Origin of the sequence: Actinotignum inguinis (assembly GCF_051265835.1) — a bacterium.
Classification (GTDB): Bacteria; Actinomycetota; Actinomycetes; order Actinomycetales; family Actinomycetaceae; genus Actinotignum; species Actinotignum timonense.
Window position 1 is genome coordinate 1 of the sequence record NZ_JBOZDP010000024.1, and the last position, 17,280, is coordinate 17,280.

The window sequence follows — 17,280 nt, forward strand, 5'->3', positions numbered from 1 at the left end:
GGCAGGCACACCGGGTCTTCGAGGAACTCGCCGCGGTGGGCGTGGATATGGGCGACGTTGCCGCCCAGCTCGAGCGCGAAGGCGTGGAGAAGTTCATCGTCTCCTGGAAAGAACTGAGCGAAACGGTCAGCGCAGCGCTCGCGGCTGCCCGCTAAGTCTGCCTGCGCCTAGTTGTTCAGAATCCTTGGTATTCATCGCCTCTGGCTCCGGCTCGGCCTGGGGGAAAGCATCCGTCATCTCCCACACCGAGGCCGCGACCGTGATATCACCCTCCTCAGCCAGGAGGGTGATATCACGTATCCCTTCCACAAAGGCAAGGGAAGAAAGTACCCGCTCGCCGTTCCCGGCAATAACCTCTACCGAGCTGGCATCTACGAGCACTCGGAAAGTTAACGGTGCCAGCGCAGAGTCGCCCACTTTCTTAGGGACTGTCTCACCGGCAATGACACCGGTGCGCTCGCCCCAGAGGCAATAGGCCGGGGCCCAGGGCGCAGCCCGGTAGCCCAGATTCTCCACTGCCGCGCTCCGGTCCACCCCGATAGTTCCACTATTGCGGTCCACGATAATGCTCACGGAACTCGTGTCCGAACCGATACGCAGCCGCAGCCGTTCACATTCACCCGTGAGCATGCTTACGGAAATATCCGCAGCGGTGACATTACGAGCGAGGGTGAGGGGTGCGCTGGCGGCGAGTGCGGCGTCGTCGTTCCATAAACACTGGCCCCGCAGGCGCGCGAGGGCCGTGGCGGGCCGTAAGCACAGGTCGCCGGACTCGAGGTGAACACTCATTGGTACTGTGAGCTGGCCGGACCAACCATCTGCTGTGGATGCCGGGGCGCGCCCGAAGCTACCCATCCAGCCGAAAAGCGTGCGCTGCCCATCAATGACGCAGGTCTGTGGCGCGTAAAAACTATGACCCCAATTGAGGGTGCGATAGGGCACGCGGGGTTCAAAGCGCCCGCCGGGAGTCCAGCTGCCCAGCAGATAGCCGGCGCTATTGACATTGCAATGCGCGAAACCCTCTGGGCGTATTCCCATGGGGGAGAAAATCAGCACCCAGGTGTCGCCGAGCGGGAAGAAATCGGGGCACTCAAGCATGAAGACCCGCGGATCCGGGTGGCGGTAAAGCACGCACTCGAAACTCCAGCGCGCTAAGTCCGGGGAAGTGTACATCCACACTTCGCCACGGCAGTCCGCGCTTTGCACACCCACGACCATGCGGTACATATCTCCGTGGCGCCAGACCTTCGGGTCGCGGAAATCGCGTACGCCCTCCGGGGTAGGAACGACGACGCCCTTCTTCTCAAAGGTAACTCCGTCACGTGAGATCGCCCGGCACTGGGTCTGCCCGCAGCGGGCGATAGCTTCGTTGGTACTGTCCGTTTCGTTGGAGCAGTCCTCCCCGGTGGCTGTTTCCGAGTTGAGGTACCGATTCCCGGTGTAGAACACCTCAAGGTGTCCGCACGGGGCCTGAAGAGCAGAACCGGAAAAGACGCCATCGCGGTCGGCTTCCAGGGAGGGAGCCAGGGCGAGGGGACGGCGCTCCCAAGTGGCGCCGTCACGAGAAACTACGTGCCCCCAGTGCATAGGTCCCCATTCGGTGGAATAAGGGTGGTGCTGGAAGAAAACGTGGAGTTCTTCCCCGGTCTGAATCAGGCCATTCGGATCGTTGATCCAGCCGGCCGGCGCCGCGATATGAAAACGCGGGTACCAGCGTGGATTCACGGCGGTGGCGAGCTGGGCATTCGCAGCGCTGGCCCGGGCCAGCGCTGTATCGTGGTCGGCGGTGAACTCGAAGGAAAGCGACATAGTTATCCCTTAATGCCGGAAGCGGCAATAGAGTTGACAAATTGCTTCTGGAAAGCCAGGAACAGCATGATGACAGGAACGGTGATCAGCGTGGAAAACGCCATGATCTGGCCCCAGGATACGTTGAGCTGCTGGAAATAGTCGATTCCAATCATTGCCGGGCGTAGTTCTTCTGATCGCACTGTCATAAGTGGCCACAGGTAGGAATTCCAAGCCGGCAGGAAAGTCAGAATTGCGACGGTCGCAGTAGCTGGGCCGGAGAGTGGCATAACGATAGAGCGGTAAATCTTGAACCAGCTCGCCCCGTCTACACGCGCTGCTTCGTCCAACTCTCGCGGAATCGAATCGAAGTACTGGTAGAAGAGATAAATGGAGAGAGCGTTGGCAATGAACGGGACAATCTGGACTTGGTAGGTATCCAACCAGCTCTGTGAAAAGCCGTTTGCATCCAGCCACGGGAGCTTATTGACCCACCACAGCAACGGCAGAGCGAGAGTTTCAAAGGGCACGATAAGGGTCGCGATCACGACCGTCAGTGAGATCTTGCGCCCCCGGAACTGCAAGCGTGATAGTGCGAAAGCTGCCATGGAGTTCACGATGAGGCCGAAAACCACGATGCATACCGAGATAATGACGGAATTGAGGAGGAAGCGCCAGAACGGGACCCGATTGAATACCCCGGAATAGTTATCGAGGCTGAGGTCACCGACCGGGAGAAAAGCTTGGAGGCCGCCCATATCCCCGAAAATCTGGGTGTCGGGTTTGAAACTGGAGACCACCATGAAAAGCAGCGGTAGGCCGAAGATTGCGGCCAGACCAATACGCAGTGCCCAGATTCCGATAACACGAGGGATACTGCGAGAAGATGTCGCGGTGCTCATGCGCGGGCCTCCTTATCGCGAGTGAGATAGCGTTGCACAAGATTGACGGCAAGGACCAAGACGAAGAGGACTAGGGAAATTGCCGCGGCGTAGCCGGTTTGCTGCTGGTCATATCCGGTGCGCACTGCCTGGTAGACCACTGTGGAAGTGGAATCGAGGGGGCCGCCCTTCGTCATGATATTGATCTGGGTGAAGAGTGAAAATGCCGCGATGGTGATCGTAATGAGGATAAAGGTGCGGGTTTGGCGTAGTCCCGGCCAGGTGACGTGTTTGAACTGCTGCCAGGTGGATGCCCCGTCCAGGGCTGCCGCTTCGTAGAGTTCACCCGGGATTGTTTGCAGGCCAGATAGCCAAATAATCATATGCATTCCGGCTGCCTGCCACGCGGACATAACGATAATGGCGAAGAGTGCCCAACTGGGATCTCCTAACCAATCCGGTCCGGAAACGCCGATCTTGGCCAGTAGCGCGTTGAGCAGGCCATCGGGCTGGTACATGAAGAGCCACAGCATGGAGACCACCACCATGGAGGTCACCATGGGGAGGAAGAATACGGTGCGGAAGAAATTTAAGCCCGGGAACTTCTTATTTACGAGCAGTGCCATGATGAGGGCCAGGCCCGACTGGCCGGGCACGATAACGAGGGCGAAGATGAGGGTATTGCGCAGGGAAGCCCAAAAGACCTCGGTTCCGAAAAGGCGCTCAAAATTCTCTAGGCCGATGAATTGCATCGGGCGCGGTGAGATGAGGCGCGCGTCGGTAAAGGCGAGCACAAAAGTGAGAACGATGGGAACGACAAGGAAAAGGAGCATGAGGATCCCTGCGGGGGCCAGCATTCCCCACCCGGCCCGTGCCTGAGCGGAGGTTTCGCGCCGGTATTTTCGCGACGGCGCAGCTTGCTTAGCACGCTGAGAAGTCGTGGATGCCGGCCGGAGCGCGTGCTTACTCTCCGCGGTGGCCTGGGGTGCAGCAGTCATATCATTGGCCTTTCGGCAGGGTGCCTGAGCTACCGGCTCCGATGAGAGTCCGTTGCAGAACGGGTGAAAAATTCTGACCCGGAGCCGGTGGTAGCTCAGGCGCCTCGCGCATCAGGTGTTATTTGAAGAAGCCGTTGGCTTTTTGGTTGGCGTCAATATTCGCCACGGTTTGGTCGAGGATCTTCTTGGGATCCCCGCCGTTGAGAATGTCCTGGGTCGCCTTGGTAAATTCCGTGGCGATGAAGGGATAGCCGGCTGTTTCGGGGCGCAGTACCGCGTACTTCTTGGAGAATTCCCGGAAGATGGAGTACTTCCCGCCCTCGGCGAAGGCCGGAACTTCAGCGGTGGCGGCGTCCGTTGCCGGGATGTTACGGGTCGCAACCGATACGGAAGCTACGTACTTATCCTGGGCAGCGAATTTCATATAGTCCAGCGCTCCTTCGGGTGCTGGGCACGACGGCGACATACCCCACTGCCAGGATCCGCCGCCAATCTTCGGACCCTTGCCAAAATCGGGCGGCGGGAGGAAGACGACGTCGTCGCCAAAAGCTTCTTCTGTGGGCTGTGCCGCCCACGAACCCATCCACAAGAAGGCCGACTTGCCATTAATGAAGTCCTGGGTGGGATCCGAACCTGCGTTTGCTGGAGTGTATCCCTCGGTCACGAGAGAACGCATCCACTTTGCCCATTCGAGGGCTTCCGGACCGTTGAGAGCGCCTTCCGCGCTTTCGAACTTCGAGCGGTTGATAAGGTCGCCGCCGAAGCTCTGCAGATAGGGAGAGTAGGCGTAGGGATACCATTCGCCCTGGTCAGCGGTATTGATATCGAAAGGTACCGCGTATTTTCCGGAGGCCTTCACCTTAGCGAGGGCATCGGTGAATTCATCGCGGGTCCACGGCTTATCAACGGTGGGGGTGCGGATGCCGAATTCATCGAGAATCGACTTGCGGGTAATGATAGAGAGGGCTACGTCGTAGTAGCCGTAGGAATAAATCTTGTCCTCGTAACGCCCCACGGTGGTGGGGAGGAATTTATTGAGGGTGTCATCCATACCTTCGAGTGGGGCGAGGTAACCTGCCCAGGCCCAATTAGGAACATTCGGGCCATCGATATCCATAATGCACGGGAGGCTATTGGAGGAAGCGGCCGCCACCACGGATTGGTTGTAAGAAGCCTGCGGGAAGGCTTGCATAGTGACCTGGTATTTATCGGATTGTGCGTTGTAATCGGCAACGATTTGCTCGATAGCTGCGAGCTCTTCTTCATTGCCGGCGTTATGAGTCCACATGGTGACTTCTTGTTTCCCGTCCGCAACATTTCCTTGGGACGAAGTCCCGCCCTTGCTGCACGCGCTCAGCGTGAAAGCGAGTGCAGCGGCGGATGTTAGTGCGGTGAGTTGCCGGAATCTCTTACTCATCACCCCTCCTTGGGTTTGTTTGGTGCCCCGCCCGGGAAGCGGGAACAACATGCTAAAAGGGAACCATCACGCGGCACCTTTGCACCGTGATAAATGCATTTAGCACTTGCTAGAAAGTGTAGAACCGCCCGTGAGTATGCACAATGTAAAGGTGCGTGTGAGCTTGATCACCTTGATGATCGGATACTCTTAGCTCAGGCTGTAGCCCAAAGGTGGGATAGATCAGTGCGAGGAGGTTGGATGAAGCGAGCGACGATTGCTCAGGTGGCGCAACGGGCGGGTGTTTCACCCACCGCGGTAAGTTTGGTTCTCAATGACCGCCCCGCGCGTCTCTCTCAAGAAGTACGGGATCGGGTGATTGAAGCGGCGGCTGCCCTCAATTATCGCCCTAACCCGGCGGCACGTTCGTTGCGGACCAATACCACCGGGATTTACGGGGTCATTAGTCGGGATGTTACTGTTACGCGCTACGCTTCGGCAATGCTGCGTGGGATTCTCGACGCTGCAGACCAGGCTGAAAAAATCGTTTTTCTTGCGGAAGTTGGGGATAGTGTGAGCCGGGCGGAGAATTCGGTGCGCGAAATGCTCAATCGTAATGTTGATGGCCTTATCTTCGCGGAAATGGGAGCGAAGATGATCACCGTGCCGGAGATCGTGCAGGGGCTGCCCGTGGTGGTGTGTAATGCGGTACCGGATCGGGAGGGAATTTTTCCGGCGGTGCTCCCAGCCGAATACGAAGCGGGGCGACGCATGGCCAATGTGCTAATCGAGGCCGGGCATAGCAAGATTGCGATTATCGGCATGGATGATAAGTTGCGCGAGCCGCGCATATCAGCCACTATCGGCCATCGTTTTGACGGAATTCTAGATTCTTTTCGGGCCGCGGGCCTTACGCCGGTAAAGATTTTTCCCGGCACTCGCTGGGACCCAGATCTCGGTTACGAGGCGACGGGCGAGTTGTTGGATAACGGCCCGGAGTGCACCGCGATTCTTGCCCTTAATGATCGTATTTCTTTGGGAGCAATCCAGCAGTGTTTGGGGCGCGGTATGCACCTGCCCGATGATTTATCGATTGCGTCTTTTGACGACGACGAAATTGCTCTTTATGTCCATCCGGCTCTCACCACCATCGCTATTCCCTATTGGGAGATTGGGCAAACCGCCACCCGCCTACTAGGCGAGGAAGGTGCGGGGGACCGTGACATTCACCTGGTGAATATGCCGCTGCGTATGCGCGAATCGGTACGCCGGCTCTAAGCGTCGAAATTATCTTGACGCAGCACTTCCACTACCCGCCGCGCCAGCTCCGGCATCTGCGCGGGTGTGTAGCGCTGGTCGATGGGTAGGGCGAGGATATGCGGCCAGTCGATCATATGGGTCAGGCGCGGCCAGAAAGCGGGGGTGAAAACTCCGCGGGCGGCGAGGCGCTCGGCCCAATGGTGCGGGGCGGGCCAGTGCGGCGGTAGGGCGTCCAGGTGGAGCGCGAGCGCGTAGGGCGCATGGCTCGCGGGCGCGTTGCTCGCGGTCACGGTGCTAGTAGCCGCGCAGCTTTCTTCCCCGCCGCGGAATAGCGCCGCCTCCGGCACCCCCTCGTTCAGCAATGCCGCGCGCAGGGCCCGGGCATTTGCACGCCGCCGTTCCAGCGCCGCCGCGATATCCAGGTGGCTGAGAATATCCCGGGCGGGCCCGCTCATTGAGCTCGGGTTGAGAGCAGCATCGATGGCGGCCTCAGCTGCGCCGTCGTTCTCCACCCCGCGCAATTGCAGCAGGCCGCGCCGGGTAGCTTCGCGCGCCGCCGCATTACCCGCAGCCGCGGCGGGAAGCGAGGGGCCGAGCGCCCAGGCGCCGTCGGGAATCGGAAACCACTTCCGCAACGATGCCGCGGCATAACGTGCGGGGATGTCCTGGGGAGCGGCACCGAAGTGTGCGTGCGTGAGATCGGCGACGACGACGCCACCGCGGCCCTCCCACTCCGCAAGCACGGCGCGCAACTCGGGCGCGGGCCAGGCTCCGAAGGTGGTGGAGATGAGGACCGCGCAGCGCAGCGGGTCGGTGAGGAGCGGCGCGAGCCGGGCCGGGGAGGGCAGGAGATCCGCGCCGACCTGCACCCAGTGGACCCGGATGCCTTCGAGCTGGAACGGTGTGAGCGCGGTCGCGCACAGAAAACCCGGCGCGATGATGCGGCGGATACCGCGGGCGGCGAGAGCCTGGGCGATAAGGCCGAGGGCCTGGCGCCCCGATTGCACCAGCATCGCACCGGGCGGAACCGGAAGAGCACGCGGGGCGCAGCGGTGCGGGAGAGAAGTGAATTCGCCGCCGAAGATCACGGTGTATTACCTTGGAAAAAAGCTGCTGGAACGGTGCTGAACGGTGCCCTCGGGGTGGGGATAAACGCGTCATAAAGAACCATCATTATCCCTTTCATTAAAGACCCCACGAGTGACATTTGTTTCGTATACTCATGCTATCCGGCAAGGGTGCCGGGTGGTGATTACGGTCAGCACGAAGGTCTTGACCGAATCTGAGGAGGAACCACAATGAAGATGATTCTGGACCTGGATACAGGTGTCGATGATTGCCTGGCAATCACCTACGCACTCGGATCACCGGAAGTCGAATTAATTGGCATTACCGGAACCTACGGGAATGTTCTACTGGACACAGGTGTAAAAAACGATCTTGACCTTCTCGACCTTTTTGGGCATCCAGAGGTGCCGGTCTATCCGGGAATCCCACACGCTCGGGAAAAGGATGGTTTTGAGGTTCTCGAGATTTCGGAGTTCATTCATGGCAAGAACGGTATCGGGGAAATTGAGATTCCGCCTTCGCGCCGAGTTCCGGAAACCACGCCGGCACCCGAATTTATGGTGGAAGCGGTGCGGAAGTACGGCAGCGACGTCGTTATTGTTGCGACCGGCCCTATGACGAACCTGGCCCGCGCCATTGAACTGGATCCCACATTCACAGACAACGCCCGCATCGTCATTATGGGCGGGGCGCTCACGGTTCCCGGGAATTGCAACGATGTGATGGAAGCGAATATCTCCCAAGATCCGGAAGCCGCGGATCTGCTTTTCCGCTCGGGCGCTCACGTCACGATGATCGGCCTGGATGTCACGCTTCAGACGTTGCTCACCTATGAGCATACGCAACAGTGGCGCGATCTTGGCACCCCGGCTGCCACGGCCCTGGCAGATATTACGGATTTCTATATCAAGGCTTATGAGACCACCGCCCCGCATCTGGGCGGTTGCGGCCTACACGATCCCTTGGCGGTTGCCGTGGCTATTGATCCCTCGTTGGTCACGCTCTTCCCGTGCAATCTTAAGGTTGATCTGCACGAGCCCGTGCGCGGGCGCACTATCTGCGATGAGGAACGGCTCAACGATCCGGTCAAGACCGCTGATGTGGCTATCGCGGTGGACGTGGAACGTTTCCTCACCGAGTTCATGTCCCGCATCACCTCGCTGTTGGAAGGTATCTAACCGTGGACGCGCGTGATCGATCCCAGGTTGATACCGCGGCTGCCGTGCGCACGCTGCCGCAGCTCATCATCATTTTCATTACCTCAATTCTCACGATCCAGGGCTTCAACCTGGTTTTTCAAGATATCGGCGCACAGCTCAACGCGGTTGATTACGCCCCGCTCATCACCTCAATCCCCGGCATCGTGCTGGGTATTGTGTGCGTGATTTACGGTTCGCTCGGTGATTTCGTTTCACTGCGCAAAATGATGATGGTGGGTATCGGGCTCATCGTTATCGGCTCGGTGCTGGGGCTGGTGGCATCGCGTTCCTCCATCTGGGTGGTGATTATCGCTCGTGCGATTCAGACAGCGGGCACCCAGGTATCCGGCTCCGTCTACCTCGTCGTGACCACCAAGTATGTTCCCGGGGTGAAAAAGGTGCTGTACTTCGGTGTCTTTACCGCGGCGTACCAATTCTCCACGGCCATTGGGGTGCTCGCGGCCGGATGGCTTATCACCATGTCCTGGGTGTGGCTCTTCGCGATTCCGCTCATCTCGGTGGTGTTCATCCCGACGCTGTGGAAGGGGCTGCCAGATATTTCTGGAAAGACTCAGCGGATCGATGTTCCGGGCTTCTTGCTGGCCGGCATTACGGTCACGGCTCTGGTTATGTACTTCAACTCGATGGACTGGCTGTACCTGGGGGCCTTCGCGGTGCTCCTAGCTATTTTCATCATCTACATCTCCAAGGCCAAGAACCCCTTTGTCACCCCGGAGTTCTTCCAGAACCGCCGCTACCTCATGGCGGTGTCCCTCGTGCTGCTCTTCTACTTCGGTAATTACGCCATGACCCCGCTCTTCAACCTAGCCGGTGGAATTTTCCACGGTAAGACAGCCCTGGAAATGGGCTTCGTGCTGCTGGCGGGCTACGTTGTTGCGACCGTCATGGGGGTCATGAGTGGCGCAATTGTGGCGAAAATCGGTTGTGGAATGGGCATTGTACTGGCGGGTGGATCCGCCGCTATCGGTGCTTTCCTTGCCGCTTTCACGGTGGACGAGGGTCTGTGGGGCATTATTGTTTCGGCGGTGTTCCTCTTCGGTGGCTTGGGCTTGGCCTATGCGCCGGTGGTGGATACCGTCATGGGAACCGTTGATGTGGCTGAATCGGGGCGTGCGGTAGGCATGAACGACCTGGCCATGAATATCTCGCCTTCGATTGGTATTGCAATCCTCGGGTCCATGATGCCGGCGGCGGTCCGCCCGGAAGGGGTGGCCGAGGCGCAATATCTCGCTGATTCCGCGCACAGCCTCACGGTGCTCTTCATTATCGTGGGTGCCACGTGCCTGGCGGGTTTGCTGGCCTTCTTCGCTTTCCGCCGCCAGCTTTTCCCAGCTGACGGGTGGGGGAAAGTAGCCGGTGGCGAGGCCTAGCTGAACAGCACACCTAGCCTGTTCGCAGTGCACCGATAGGTGCGTGAGTTTCATACAAGAATAATGAGCAGAGCAATACCCAGCGCTGCCGCGAGTCCTCCCAGCCCGAGGCTCAGGTAGCGCTGGGTTTGCGCCTGGGAGCGGGCCTCGCCTAGCTCCGTACGGGCTTCGGCCAGCTCATCTTCGCCGGTGTCCAGCTGGACGCGGGCGGCCGCCAGCTGGGCTTGAGCCTCGCGCAGCTGCACTTCAAGAGTGCTGATCTGGCTGGTGTAACGTTCCTCATGCGCGGCGGAGGTGCGCGCCGAATCCACGGTCAGGCGTGCTTCTCGAGCCCGACCCGCAGCCTCGAGGGCCGCGTAGCGCCGTCGTTCTTCTTCTAGCTGCTGCTCTAAACTACGCACGCGCGCAACCAGGCGGGCCGCGCGTCGCATCGCGTCCTCGCTGCGGGCCTGCGCAGTCACGGCACTTTGTTCCACGCTCGAGGCGTAAACCACGCCCGCTTCCAACTCTTTTTCACGACGGCGCAAATCCGCCACCAGGCCCTCCAGCTCGGTCACGCGGGTCTGGAAAGTGGCGACCTCCGCCCGCGCACCCTCGCGCTCGCCGCGCAGCTGCGAATTTTCCGTGCGCAACAGTTCCGCTTCGTGGTGGAGCGCGGTTCCTTCATCGCGAAGTTTCTTGTGCTCTGCGCGCAACTTCTCACACTCCGCGCGCAGCTGGTCGCGCTCGTCCCGGAGCGTGGCTTTTTCCGTGGTGGAAGAAGGCGCGGGCTTGGAGGCGCGTTTGCCGCGCGTGGGGGTATCAAGTGCCCGCGAACCGCGCCGCCGCTCCGTAGCCATGCCCCTCCTTTGTCCGCGCCTGACTTTACCTAATAAACACGGCGCGCGCAGATGTTTATGACCGGCCCACGGCGGTCTTTCCTGGCAAAATACCGTGAGCGTGAGCGATGCCACTCTTGCTTCGCAAAGGCGACCGTCGGCACGGTGGTGACAACCCAGGCGGCCTGGCCGTTCCCGGCCGGATAGGCGCTACCCTTGGAATCATGACGAAGGATCAGCTCACTGGCACGAGTCGCCTCATGCGCGCGGATCAGCTCACTGGCGCAGTTCAGCTCACCCGCACGGAAACGGATTCGATGGGCCCGGTTGCGGTGCCCGCCGCGCACTATTGGGGCGCGCAGACGGCTCGCTCGCTCCAGCATTTCCCTATCGGTGGGGAGCGTTACACCTGGGGTGGCCCCCTGATCCACGCGTTCGGGTTGCTCAAAGGTGCGGCCGCCCGCGCCAATGGTGAGTTCGGGGTGCTGGACGAGCAGCTTGTTTCCCTTATCACAGCGGCCGCCAGCGAGGTTGCCGAGGGAGTTCTTGACGCGGAATTCCCCCTCAAGGTGTTCCAGACCGGTTCGGGCACCCAAACAAATATGAACGCCAATGAGGTGATTGCCGCCCGCGCGAATGAAATTGCCACCGGCCAGCGCGGCGGCAAAAACCCGGTTCACCCCAATGACCACGTCAATAAGGGCCAGTCGTCCAACGATGTGTTCCCGACCGCGATGTACGTGGCGGTGGCTCGCCAGGCGCACCTTCACCTCATCCCGGCGGTGGAGAGCCTGGCGGCTACACTACATGCCCGCGCCCGCCAGTTTTCTGATGTGGTGATGGTGGGGCGGACCCATCTTCAGGATGCCACCCCGATCCGCTGGGATCAGGTGGTGGGCAGCTGGGCGGCGCAACTGGAGGGCGCGCTCGCGGGTGTGCGGGCGAGCGTTGCGGGTCTGTACCGGGTGGCGCTCGGTGGGACCGCGGTGGGCACCGGTCTGAATTCCCATCCGTGTTTCGCGGCGCGGGTGTGCGAGCTGCTCGAGGAGGCTACCGGTTTGCCTTTCCGCCCGGCGGAGAATCTTCCCGCGGCTCTGGCCGCGCACGATGACCTCGTGGCTTTTTCGGCGAGCCTGCGCACTCTGGCCGCCGCGGCCATGAAGATCGCGAACGATATTCGCTGGTATGCCTCCGGCCCGCGCACCGGCATCGGCGAAATCGCGATCCCCGATAACGAGCCCGGTTCTTCGATTATGCCGGGCAAGGTGAATCCGACCCAGGCGGAGGCCCTCACCCAGGTCTGCGTCGCGGTTTTCGGTTTCGACGCCGCGGTGGCTTTCGCCGGCTCGCAGGGCAATTTCCAGCTCAACGTCTACAAACCGGTCATGGTGTTTTCGGTGCTCGAGGCACTGCGCCTCCTCGGCGACGCCCTGCGCACCTTCGAACGTTTCTGCGCGGCCGGCATCGTCCCGCGCGAGGACGTCATCTCCGCGCACCTGGACCGCAATCTCATGCTGGTCACCGCACTCGCTCCTCATATTGGGTACGACGCCGCAGCCACGTTGGCACGCGCCGCTCAGGCCAGCGGGGCTTCGCTGCGGGAGGTCGCGCTTGCTTCGGGCCAGGTCAGTGCGGCTGATTTTGACACGTGGGTGAATCCGGCTGCTATGACCGAACCGGAAGCTAGCTAGGTGCGCATCGAGGCGTACGGCGAGGGGTGCAGTTAGGGGTGCGGCGCACGGAAGCCGCTACCTCAGCTCTCCGCGGGTAGCAGCGTTCGGGCGGAAGGCTAGGGTGTTGCTGGAGCACTTTCGGGGATTGTAGGGATGGCGAAGCCTGCTTGGGCGAGGAGTTCGCGCAGGTAGGCGTGTATTTCGCGATAGCCGCGCGCGGTGGGATGCATCCAGGCCCGAATATCCGTGGAAGTGAAAGGGGAGACGAGCCAGGTTTCTTCACTGTCGTCACTGTCTTCGCTGCCGCGAAACGCTTGGGCTCGCGGTTCGTGCCCGGCGAATAATGCCTGGGTGGAGGCGAAGAGGAAACGCTCGGAGCCGGTTTCTTTCCGCATCTGGGCGATGACGCGTTCTTGCATGGCGTCCGCGGCGCCTTGGAGCTGGGTGAGCGCGGCCCCGGCATCATAGCTTTCCACGACAGGTGGGATGAGGTAGGAGTGTTCCGCGAAGAGCCGCGGGTAGAGCCCACCAGGATAACGGTGGCCTGGCCGTGGGAGGCGGTATCAATGGACCGCAGGATCTCTAGTGTGGCGGTCTCGATAGCCGGGAGGGCCGCGGTGGCTGTGTTCATGGCTTCTTCGCAGCTATTCGGGGCGCGGAGCACGAAGCAGGAGCTGATGATCTGGGCGAAGTTGGCATCGTTGCCACCGGCGGTGAGGAATACGACCGAGGTGGCCGGGGTAACAGCACTGACGTGTTCCGCGATATCGGAGGTTCGTGCCCCGGAACATGAGGCGTTGGTGTAGCTGGCGCCGAGTTCGCGGGCGAGTGGGGCGGAGTAGGTATCGGGGGAGCGCCGGCAGGTATCTTCTTCGTAGGTGCCGGCCCCGTTGCCAGAGGAAAAGGAATCGCCCAGCTGCACGATGGCGGTGATGGGCCGCCGGGTGGGGGAGGGCTGCCCGCCCGCGTTGCCGGCGGGAGTACAAGCCGCGCAGCTGAGCGCCACAGCGGCAATGCCGGCAGCGGCCCGCGCGATGCGTGTGCGAAACATGAGCGAAGTGCCGGCCTGGACCCGGCCGGAGCGAGACCGCCCGGCACGTGCGCTGCGCGCGCTGCCTAGCCCGCGGCGCATAGCGCCCGCACGCGGCATTTAGGCCACCTGCCAGGCCGCATCCGGGGTAGCGGGAAGCAGACCCTCCGGGATAGCAACACCGGGGCGAACCCAGACTTCGTACCGGTAGCGCAGCCCGGTACGCGAGGTATGCCAGCCTTCATGAGCGGCTCCCGGTGAGCAGAGCCGCAGCTCCCATTCCGGGGTGATTGCGGGCGCGAAAATATCAGCATCCACATCGGCATCAATAACAGTGCGGATAAGCACCTGTGAGCATTCCCGGGTTTCGGCATAGACCCCGGCGCCCCCGCATACCCAGGCGGCGTCCGCCCCGGTAGCGCGGGCCAGCGTGAACGCCTCCTCAAGATTCGCGGCCAGCTGCGCACCGGGAACCTCGAAATCTTCTTGGGTGCTCACCACGATGGTGGGGGAGTGCGGCATGGGCCGCCGCCCCGCCGAAATCCAGGTTTTCCGCCCCATAATAACGGGCCGCCCGCGCACCGCCGCCCGGAAAAAAGCCGAATCTTCCGGAACATTCCAGGGCAGCCGCAAGCCTTTCGCGAGGGCGTGCTCACGGGCTTCCGCCCAGATTTGTGCAATGAGCATGGCTTCCTCCTAGACCGAGACCGCGCCGGTGAGCTTGGGGTGGTGCTGGTAGCCCTGGGTGGCCGAAATATCATCCATCTCATAGGAGAAGAGGGAATCCGCTTTGCGCAGCTCCAGGGTGGGGAAGGGGTAGGGCTCACGCGAAATCTGTTCACGCACCTGATCAAGATGGTTGAGGTAGATATGGCAATCCCCGCCCGTCCACACGAAATCACCAACATCCAGGCCGACCTGCTGGGCAATCATATGGGTGAGAAGGGAATACGAGGCAATATTGAAAGGCACCCCGAGGAACATATCCGCACTGCGCTGGTAGAGCTGGCAGGACAGCTTGCCATCGGCCACATAGAACTGGAAGAAAGCATGGCAGGGCTGGAGCGCCATCTTATCCAGATCCGCCACATTCCACGCGGAAACAATCATGCGCCGCGAATCCGGATTGCTGCGCAGAGTTTCCAGAAGCTGGGAAATCTGATCGATATGCCGGCCATCCGGCGCGGGCCAGCTACGCCACTGGTAGCCGTAGACCGGGCCGAGCTCACCATTCTCGTCAGCCCATTCATCCCAAATGGTGATGCCATTGCGCTGCAACCACTCAATATTGGTAGAGCCGCGCAAGAACCACAGCAGTTCCCCCTTGATAGGCTTCATGGCCACGAACTTGGTGGTAATACGCGGGAAACCATCAGCCAGGTGGTAGCGCAGCTGGCGCCCGAAGACAGAGAGGGTACCCGTGCCGGTGCGGTCCCCCTTGCGAGTCCCATTTGCGAGGATATCGGCAAGCAGATCTTCATATTGGCGATTAATCATGAACCCATCCTACGTGGCTACTACGACAGAAAAATTTGCTGCGAAAAGCTACCAGGCTCGGCCGCTTCGGCAAGGCTTCCCCGGGAAGGGCAGCATGCCGGGCGAGCATCCTAGCCCTGTGCGGTGATCTCGCGGATAAGCGCGGCGTCGCGCTCCACCACTTTCGCGGCGTACTGGGCCACCTTCTCTTCAATTTTCTTGCCGACGAAAGGAATCGAGACCCGCACCTCACCGGTGACCGTGACCGTGGCCGGCCCGGAACCAGAAACCTGGAAATCAGCGCTGGCGTGGACGGGAAGTTTGGCTTCCAGCTGCGCTGCGACGTCGTTCCCACTGCGGGTGAATACAATACTGGCCGCTAAACCGGAAGAAAGGAAACGCCGCGCCTGCGCGGGAAGCTGGTCGGCGCTGACCTGCACCGTCATGACCGCGCGTTCGGCACCGGGCGTGAAGGAGGACGGTTGCGTGTGGAGCGCGGCGAGGCGGCGGTTGGCGAGTTCTTCGGACATGAGGACGGTGGCGACGGCGCTCGCGGGGGCGCTGATCTCGTAGGTATGGGAAAACTGCATGGCTATATTTTCCCGCATGAGCGCGGCGCGAGGGAAGCTCGGCCGGATTTTTCAGCGCAGAGCCGGAGAGATGGTGCGGGGTGTGTGGCGTGCGGAATGGTTACTCAGCGTCGAGGTCTCGCACGTTGTATTCGATGGCAACGCCAATAGCTACCGCGTAGGAATGCAGCCGTTGCAGTGTAGGGTTGATGACCCCCGACTCTAACTCGGAGACCCACTCCGGTGTTACGCCGAGGCGTTGGGCAACAAGTTCTTGCGAGATGCCCTTGCTTTCACGTATGGAACCGAGAGCTTCGAGAAATAGGCGATTTCTCCGGGCTTGCTCATATGAGCGTTGCGTAACTTCGGGAAGGAAGTCCATGGTTATTACCTCATAGTCTCTTTCCGAGCCAGCAACCCGTAGGCAATTTCGATACAGCCAATCACCAGCAGCAGCGCCCACGGCACCCACCACCCGCGCTGGAGAATGATGGTGAGAAGAAGGGGGAGGAGGCCGGCAGCAATAGAGCTCGCCCCGGCCCACATCCAGCGTTTAGTTTTCGCTGACTCCATTAGTTGTAGCTCCTTCGCTCCCGGCCGCGGCATTACGCGCAGCCTCGGTACCGCGCGCAGCTTCGGTGCCGTGCGTGGCCTCGGTGCCTTGCGCAGCATGGCCGCCATGCGAGGCTGCGGCACCCCGCGCCGCTTCCTCCCCGGCCAGATCGCGCGGCGCGGGCAACCCGCGCACCCGATCCAGAAAAACATAGATAAGAAGAAGGATACCCAGATAGGGCAGCCCGGCATACCAGGCTACCGGCATGAGCCAGAAGAGCGCCACAAAAATCGCCAGGCAGCCGGCCATGACGGCCAGATTCGTCACCGGGGCGCCCCAGAGGCGAGCCGGTGGGAGCTCGAGTCCCAGCTGCTTGCGGCGTCGTCGAAAAGCAATATGAGTGGCCATCACTAAAGCCCAGGTGAGCAGGGTCCCAACCGTAGCGCAGCCGTACAAATACGAGAAGCCGGCCTGCGGGGAGGTGAGCGCCAAAATACAGGCGACCACCATTCCCACCATCGCCAAAGTGACCGCACCGCGCGGGGTGCCCTTCGGGGTGGTGCGCGCGGCAAAAGCGGGGGCCATGCGGTCGGTTGCCAGGGCGTGAATCATGCGCGAGGAGGTGTAGAGGCACCCGTTCGCCGCGCTCAGCGCCGCCACCAGCAGCACCGCGTTCATAATATGCCCGGCGGCCGGAATCGCGGCGGCGTCCAGCGCGTGCACGAAAGGCGATTGGGAAATATCGTGGAGCGGCTCGGCGGTGACCGTCCACGGCTGCATCGCCACCACCACCGCAATCGCCCCCACGTAGAAGAGCAGCAGCCGCCAAATCATGGTGTGCGCGGCGCGCGGAATATCGTAGCGGGGATTCCCCGATTCCGCGGCCGTGACCGAGACCGTTTCAATCCCGCCGAAAGAAAAAACCGCCATGCACGCGGCAATAAAAACCGAGCCGGCGCCCAGCGGCATAAAACCGCCGTGCTCGGTGAGATTGACCAGCCCCACCGGTTCGCTCGCGGGCAGCCCCACAAAAATAATAATGAGACCCAGCAGAATAAAAACCGAAATGGCCGCCACTTTAATCATGGAGAACCAATATTCCGGAGTGTGTCAAGTTGTTTGTGTGTGAGCATTGTTTATAAATACTTATTAAACCGGTCAGGGTAGGCCACGGACATCT

General features: G+C 60.9%; 16 protein-coding genes and 2 pseudogenes. 4 read left to right on the plus strand and 14 right to left on the minus strand.

Annotated features, from left to right (window positions below; genetic code table 11):
• Positions 1-126 precede the first annotated feature (126 nt).
• The 4 genes from ACRQFC_RS08450 to ACRQFC_RS08465 form a co-directional block, all read right to left on the minus strand.
• Positions 127-1,809, minus strand: coding sequence for a glycoside hydrolase family 32 protein (locus tag ACRQFC_RS08450; protein WP_126135390.1), 1,683 nt, complete (start codon positions 1,807-1,809; stop codon positions 127-129).
• A 2-nt stretch (positions 1,810-1,811) separates the two neighbouring features.
• Positions 1,812-2,690 carry a carbohydrate ABC transporter permease gene (locus ACRQFC_RS08455; RefSeq protein WP_274778585.1) on the minus strand — a complete coding sequence of 293 codons (879 nt, stop codon included), beginning with the start codon at positions 2,688-2,690 and terminating at the stop codon, positions 1,812-1,814.
• Positions 2,687-3,667, minus strand: coding sequence for a carbohydrate ABC transporter permease (locus tag ACRQFC_RS08460; protein ID WP_284897301.1), 981 nt, complete (start codon positions 3,665-3,667; stop codon positions 2,687-2,689). The genes ACRQFC_RS08455 and ACRQFC_RS08460 overlap by 4 nt, the downstream gene beginning before the upstream one ends.
• Before the next feature lie 118 nt (positions 3,668-3,785).
• A complete protein-coding gene (locus ACRQFC_RS08465; RefSeq protein ID WP_126135392.1) occupies positions 3,786-5,084 on the minus strand; it encodes an ABC transporter substrate-binding protein in 1,299 nt (432 codons plus the stop codon).
• Between the two features lie 240 nt (positions 5,085-5,324).
• On the opposite strand from ACRQFC_RS08465, the gene ACRQFC_RS08470 reads away from it, so the two are divergent.
• A complete protein-coding gene (locus ACRQFC_RS08470; RefSeq protein ID WP_164545926.1) occupies positions 5,325-6,341 on the plus strand; it encodes a LacI family DNA-binding transcriptional regulator in 1,017 nt (338 codons plus the stop codon).
• Here the strand turns inward: ACRQFC_RS08470 and ACRQFC_RS08475 are convergent.
• A complete protein-coding gene (locus ACRQFC_RS08475; protein ID WP_126135394.1) occupies positions 6,338-7,411 on the minus strand; it encodes a hypothetical protein in 1,074 nt (357 codons plus the stop codon). The genes ACRQFC_RS08470 and ACRQFC_RS08475 overlap by 4 nt on opposite strands.
• Before the next feature lie 216 nt (positions 7,412-7,627).
• Between ACRQFC_RS08475 and ACRQFC_RS08480 the strand changes: the two genes are divergently transcribed.
• Entirely contained in the window at positions 7,628-8,569 is a 942-nt protein-coding gene (locus tag ACRQFC_RS08480) for a nucleoside hydrolase (protein ID WP_126135418.1), read from the plus strand.
• A 2-nt stretch (positions 8,570-8,571) separates the two neighbouring features.
• Positions 8,572-9,981 carry an MFS transporter gene (locus ACRQFC_RS08485; RefSeq protein ID WP_126135395.1) on the plus strand — a complete coding sequence of 470 codons (1,410 nt, stop codon included), beginning with the start codon at positions 8,572-8,574 and terminating at the stop codon, positions 9,979-9,981.
• Between the two features lie 50 nt (positions 9,982-10,031).
• On the opposite strand, the gene ACRQFC_RS08490 is transcribed toward ACRQFC_RS08485, so the two are convergent.
• Positions 10,032-10,820, minus strand: a complete 789-nt coding sequence (locus ACRQFC_RS08490) for a coiled-coil domain-containing protein (protein ID WP_284897307.1) — start codon at positions 10,818-10,820, stop codon at positions 10,032-10,034.
• A 239-nt stretch (positions 10,821-11,059) separates the two neighbouring features.
• Between ACRQFC_RS08490 and ACRQFC_RS08495 the strand changes: the two genes are divergently transcribed.
• The gene (locus ACRQFC_RS08495; protein ID WP_284897321.1) at positions 11,060-12,490 is read left to right on the plus strand and encodes a class II fumarate hydratase; all 1,431 of its coding nucleotides are present in this window, start codon (positions 11,060-11,062) and stop codon (positions 12,488-12,490) included.
• 98 nt (positions 12,491-12,588) lie between these two features.
• On the opposite strand, the gene ACRQFC_RS08500 is transcribed toward ACRQFC_RS08495, so the two are convergent.
• The 8 genes and pseudogenes from ACRQFC_RS08500 to ACRQFC_RS08535 all read right to left on the minus strand — a co-directional run.
• Positions 12,589-12,948 (minus strand): SGNH/GDSL hydrolase family protein, encoded by a 360-nt coding sequence (locus tag ACRQFC_RS08500; RefSeq protein WP_284897309.1) that lies wholly within the window; start codon positions 12,946-12,948, stop codon positions 12,589-12,591.
• A gap of 68 nt (positions 12,949-13,016) precedes the next feature.
• Positions 13,017-13,622: pseudogene (locus tag ACRQFC_RS08505) on the minus strand (GDSL-type esterase/lipase family protein); the annotation flags it as partial.
• Positions 13,623-14,189 (minus strand): dihydrofolate reductase, encoded by a 567-nt coding sequence (locus ACRQFC_RS08510; protein WP_284897311.1) that lies wholly within the window; start codon positions 14,187-14,189, stop codon positions 13,623-13,625.
• A gap of 9 nt (positions 14,190-14,198) precedes the next feature.
• The gene (locus ACRQFC_RS08515) at positions 14,199-14,999 is read right to left on the minus strand and encodes a thymidylate synthase (protein WP_284897313.1); all 801 of its coding nucleotides are present in this window, start codon (positions 14,997-14,999) and stop codon (positions 14,199-14,201) included.
• Positions 15,000-15,109: 110 nt separating this feature from the next.
• Complete coding sequence (locus ACRQFC_RS08520) at positions 15,110-15,568, minus strand: DUF2505 domain-containing protein (RefSeq protein ID WP_284897315.1); 459 nt, start codon at positions 15,566-15,568, stop codon at positions 15,110-15,112.
• A gap of 100 nt (positions 15,569-15,668) precedes the next feature.
• Positions 15,669-15,929, minus strand: a complete 261-nt coding sequence (locus ACRQFC_RS08525; protein WP_284897317.1) for a helix-turn-helix domain-containing protein — start codon at positions 15,927-15,929, stop codon at positions 15,669-15,671.
• A gap of 5 nt (positions 15,930-15,934) precedes the next feature.
• Complete coding sequence (locus tag ACRQFC_RS08530; RefSeq protein WP_284897319.1) at positions 15,935-16,120, minus strand: hypothetical protein; 186 nt, start codon at positions 16,118-16,120, stop codon at positions 15,935-15,937.
• A pseudogene (locus ACRQFC_RS08535) lies at positions 16,101-17,192 on the minus strand (amino acid permease); the annotation flags it as partial. The pseudogene ACRQFC_RS08535 and the gene ACRQFC_RS08530, both read right to left, overlap by 20 nt.
• Positions 17,193-17,280 lie beyond the last annotated feature (88 nt).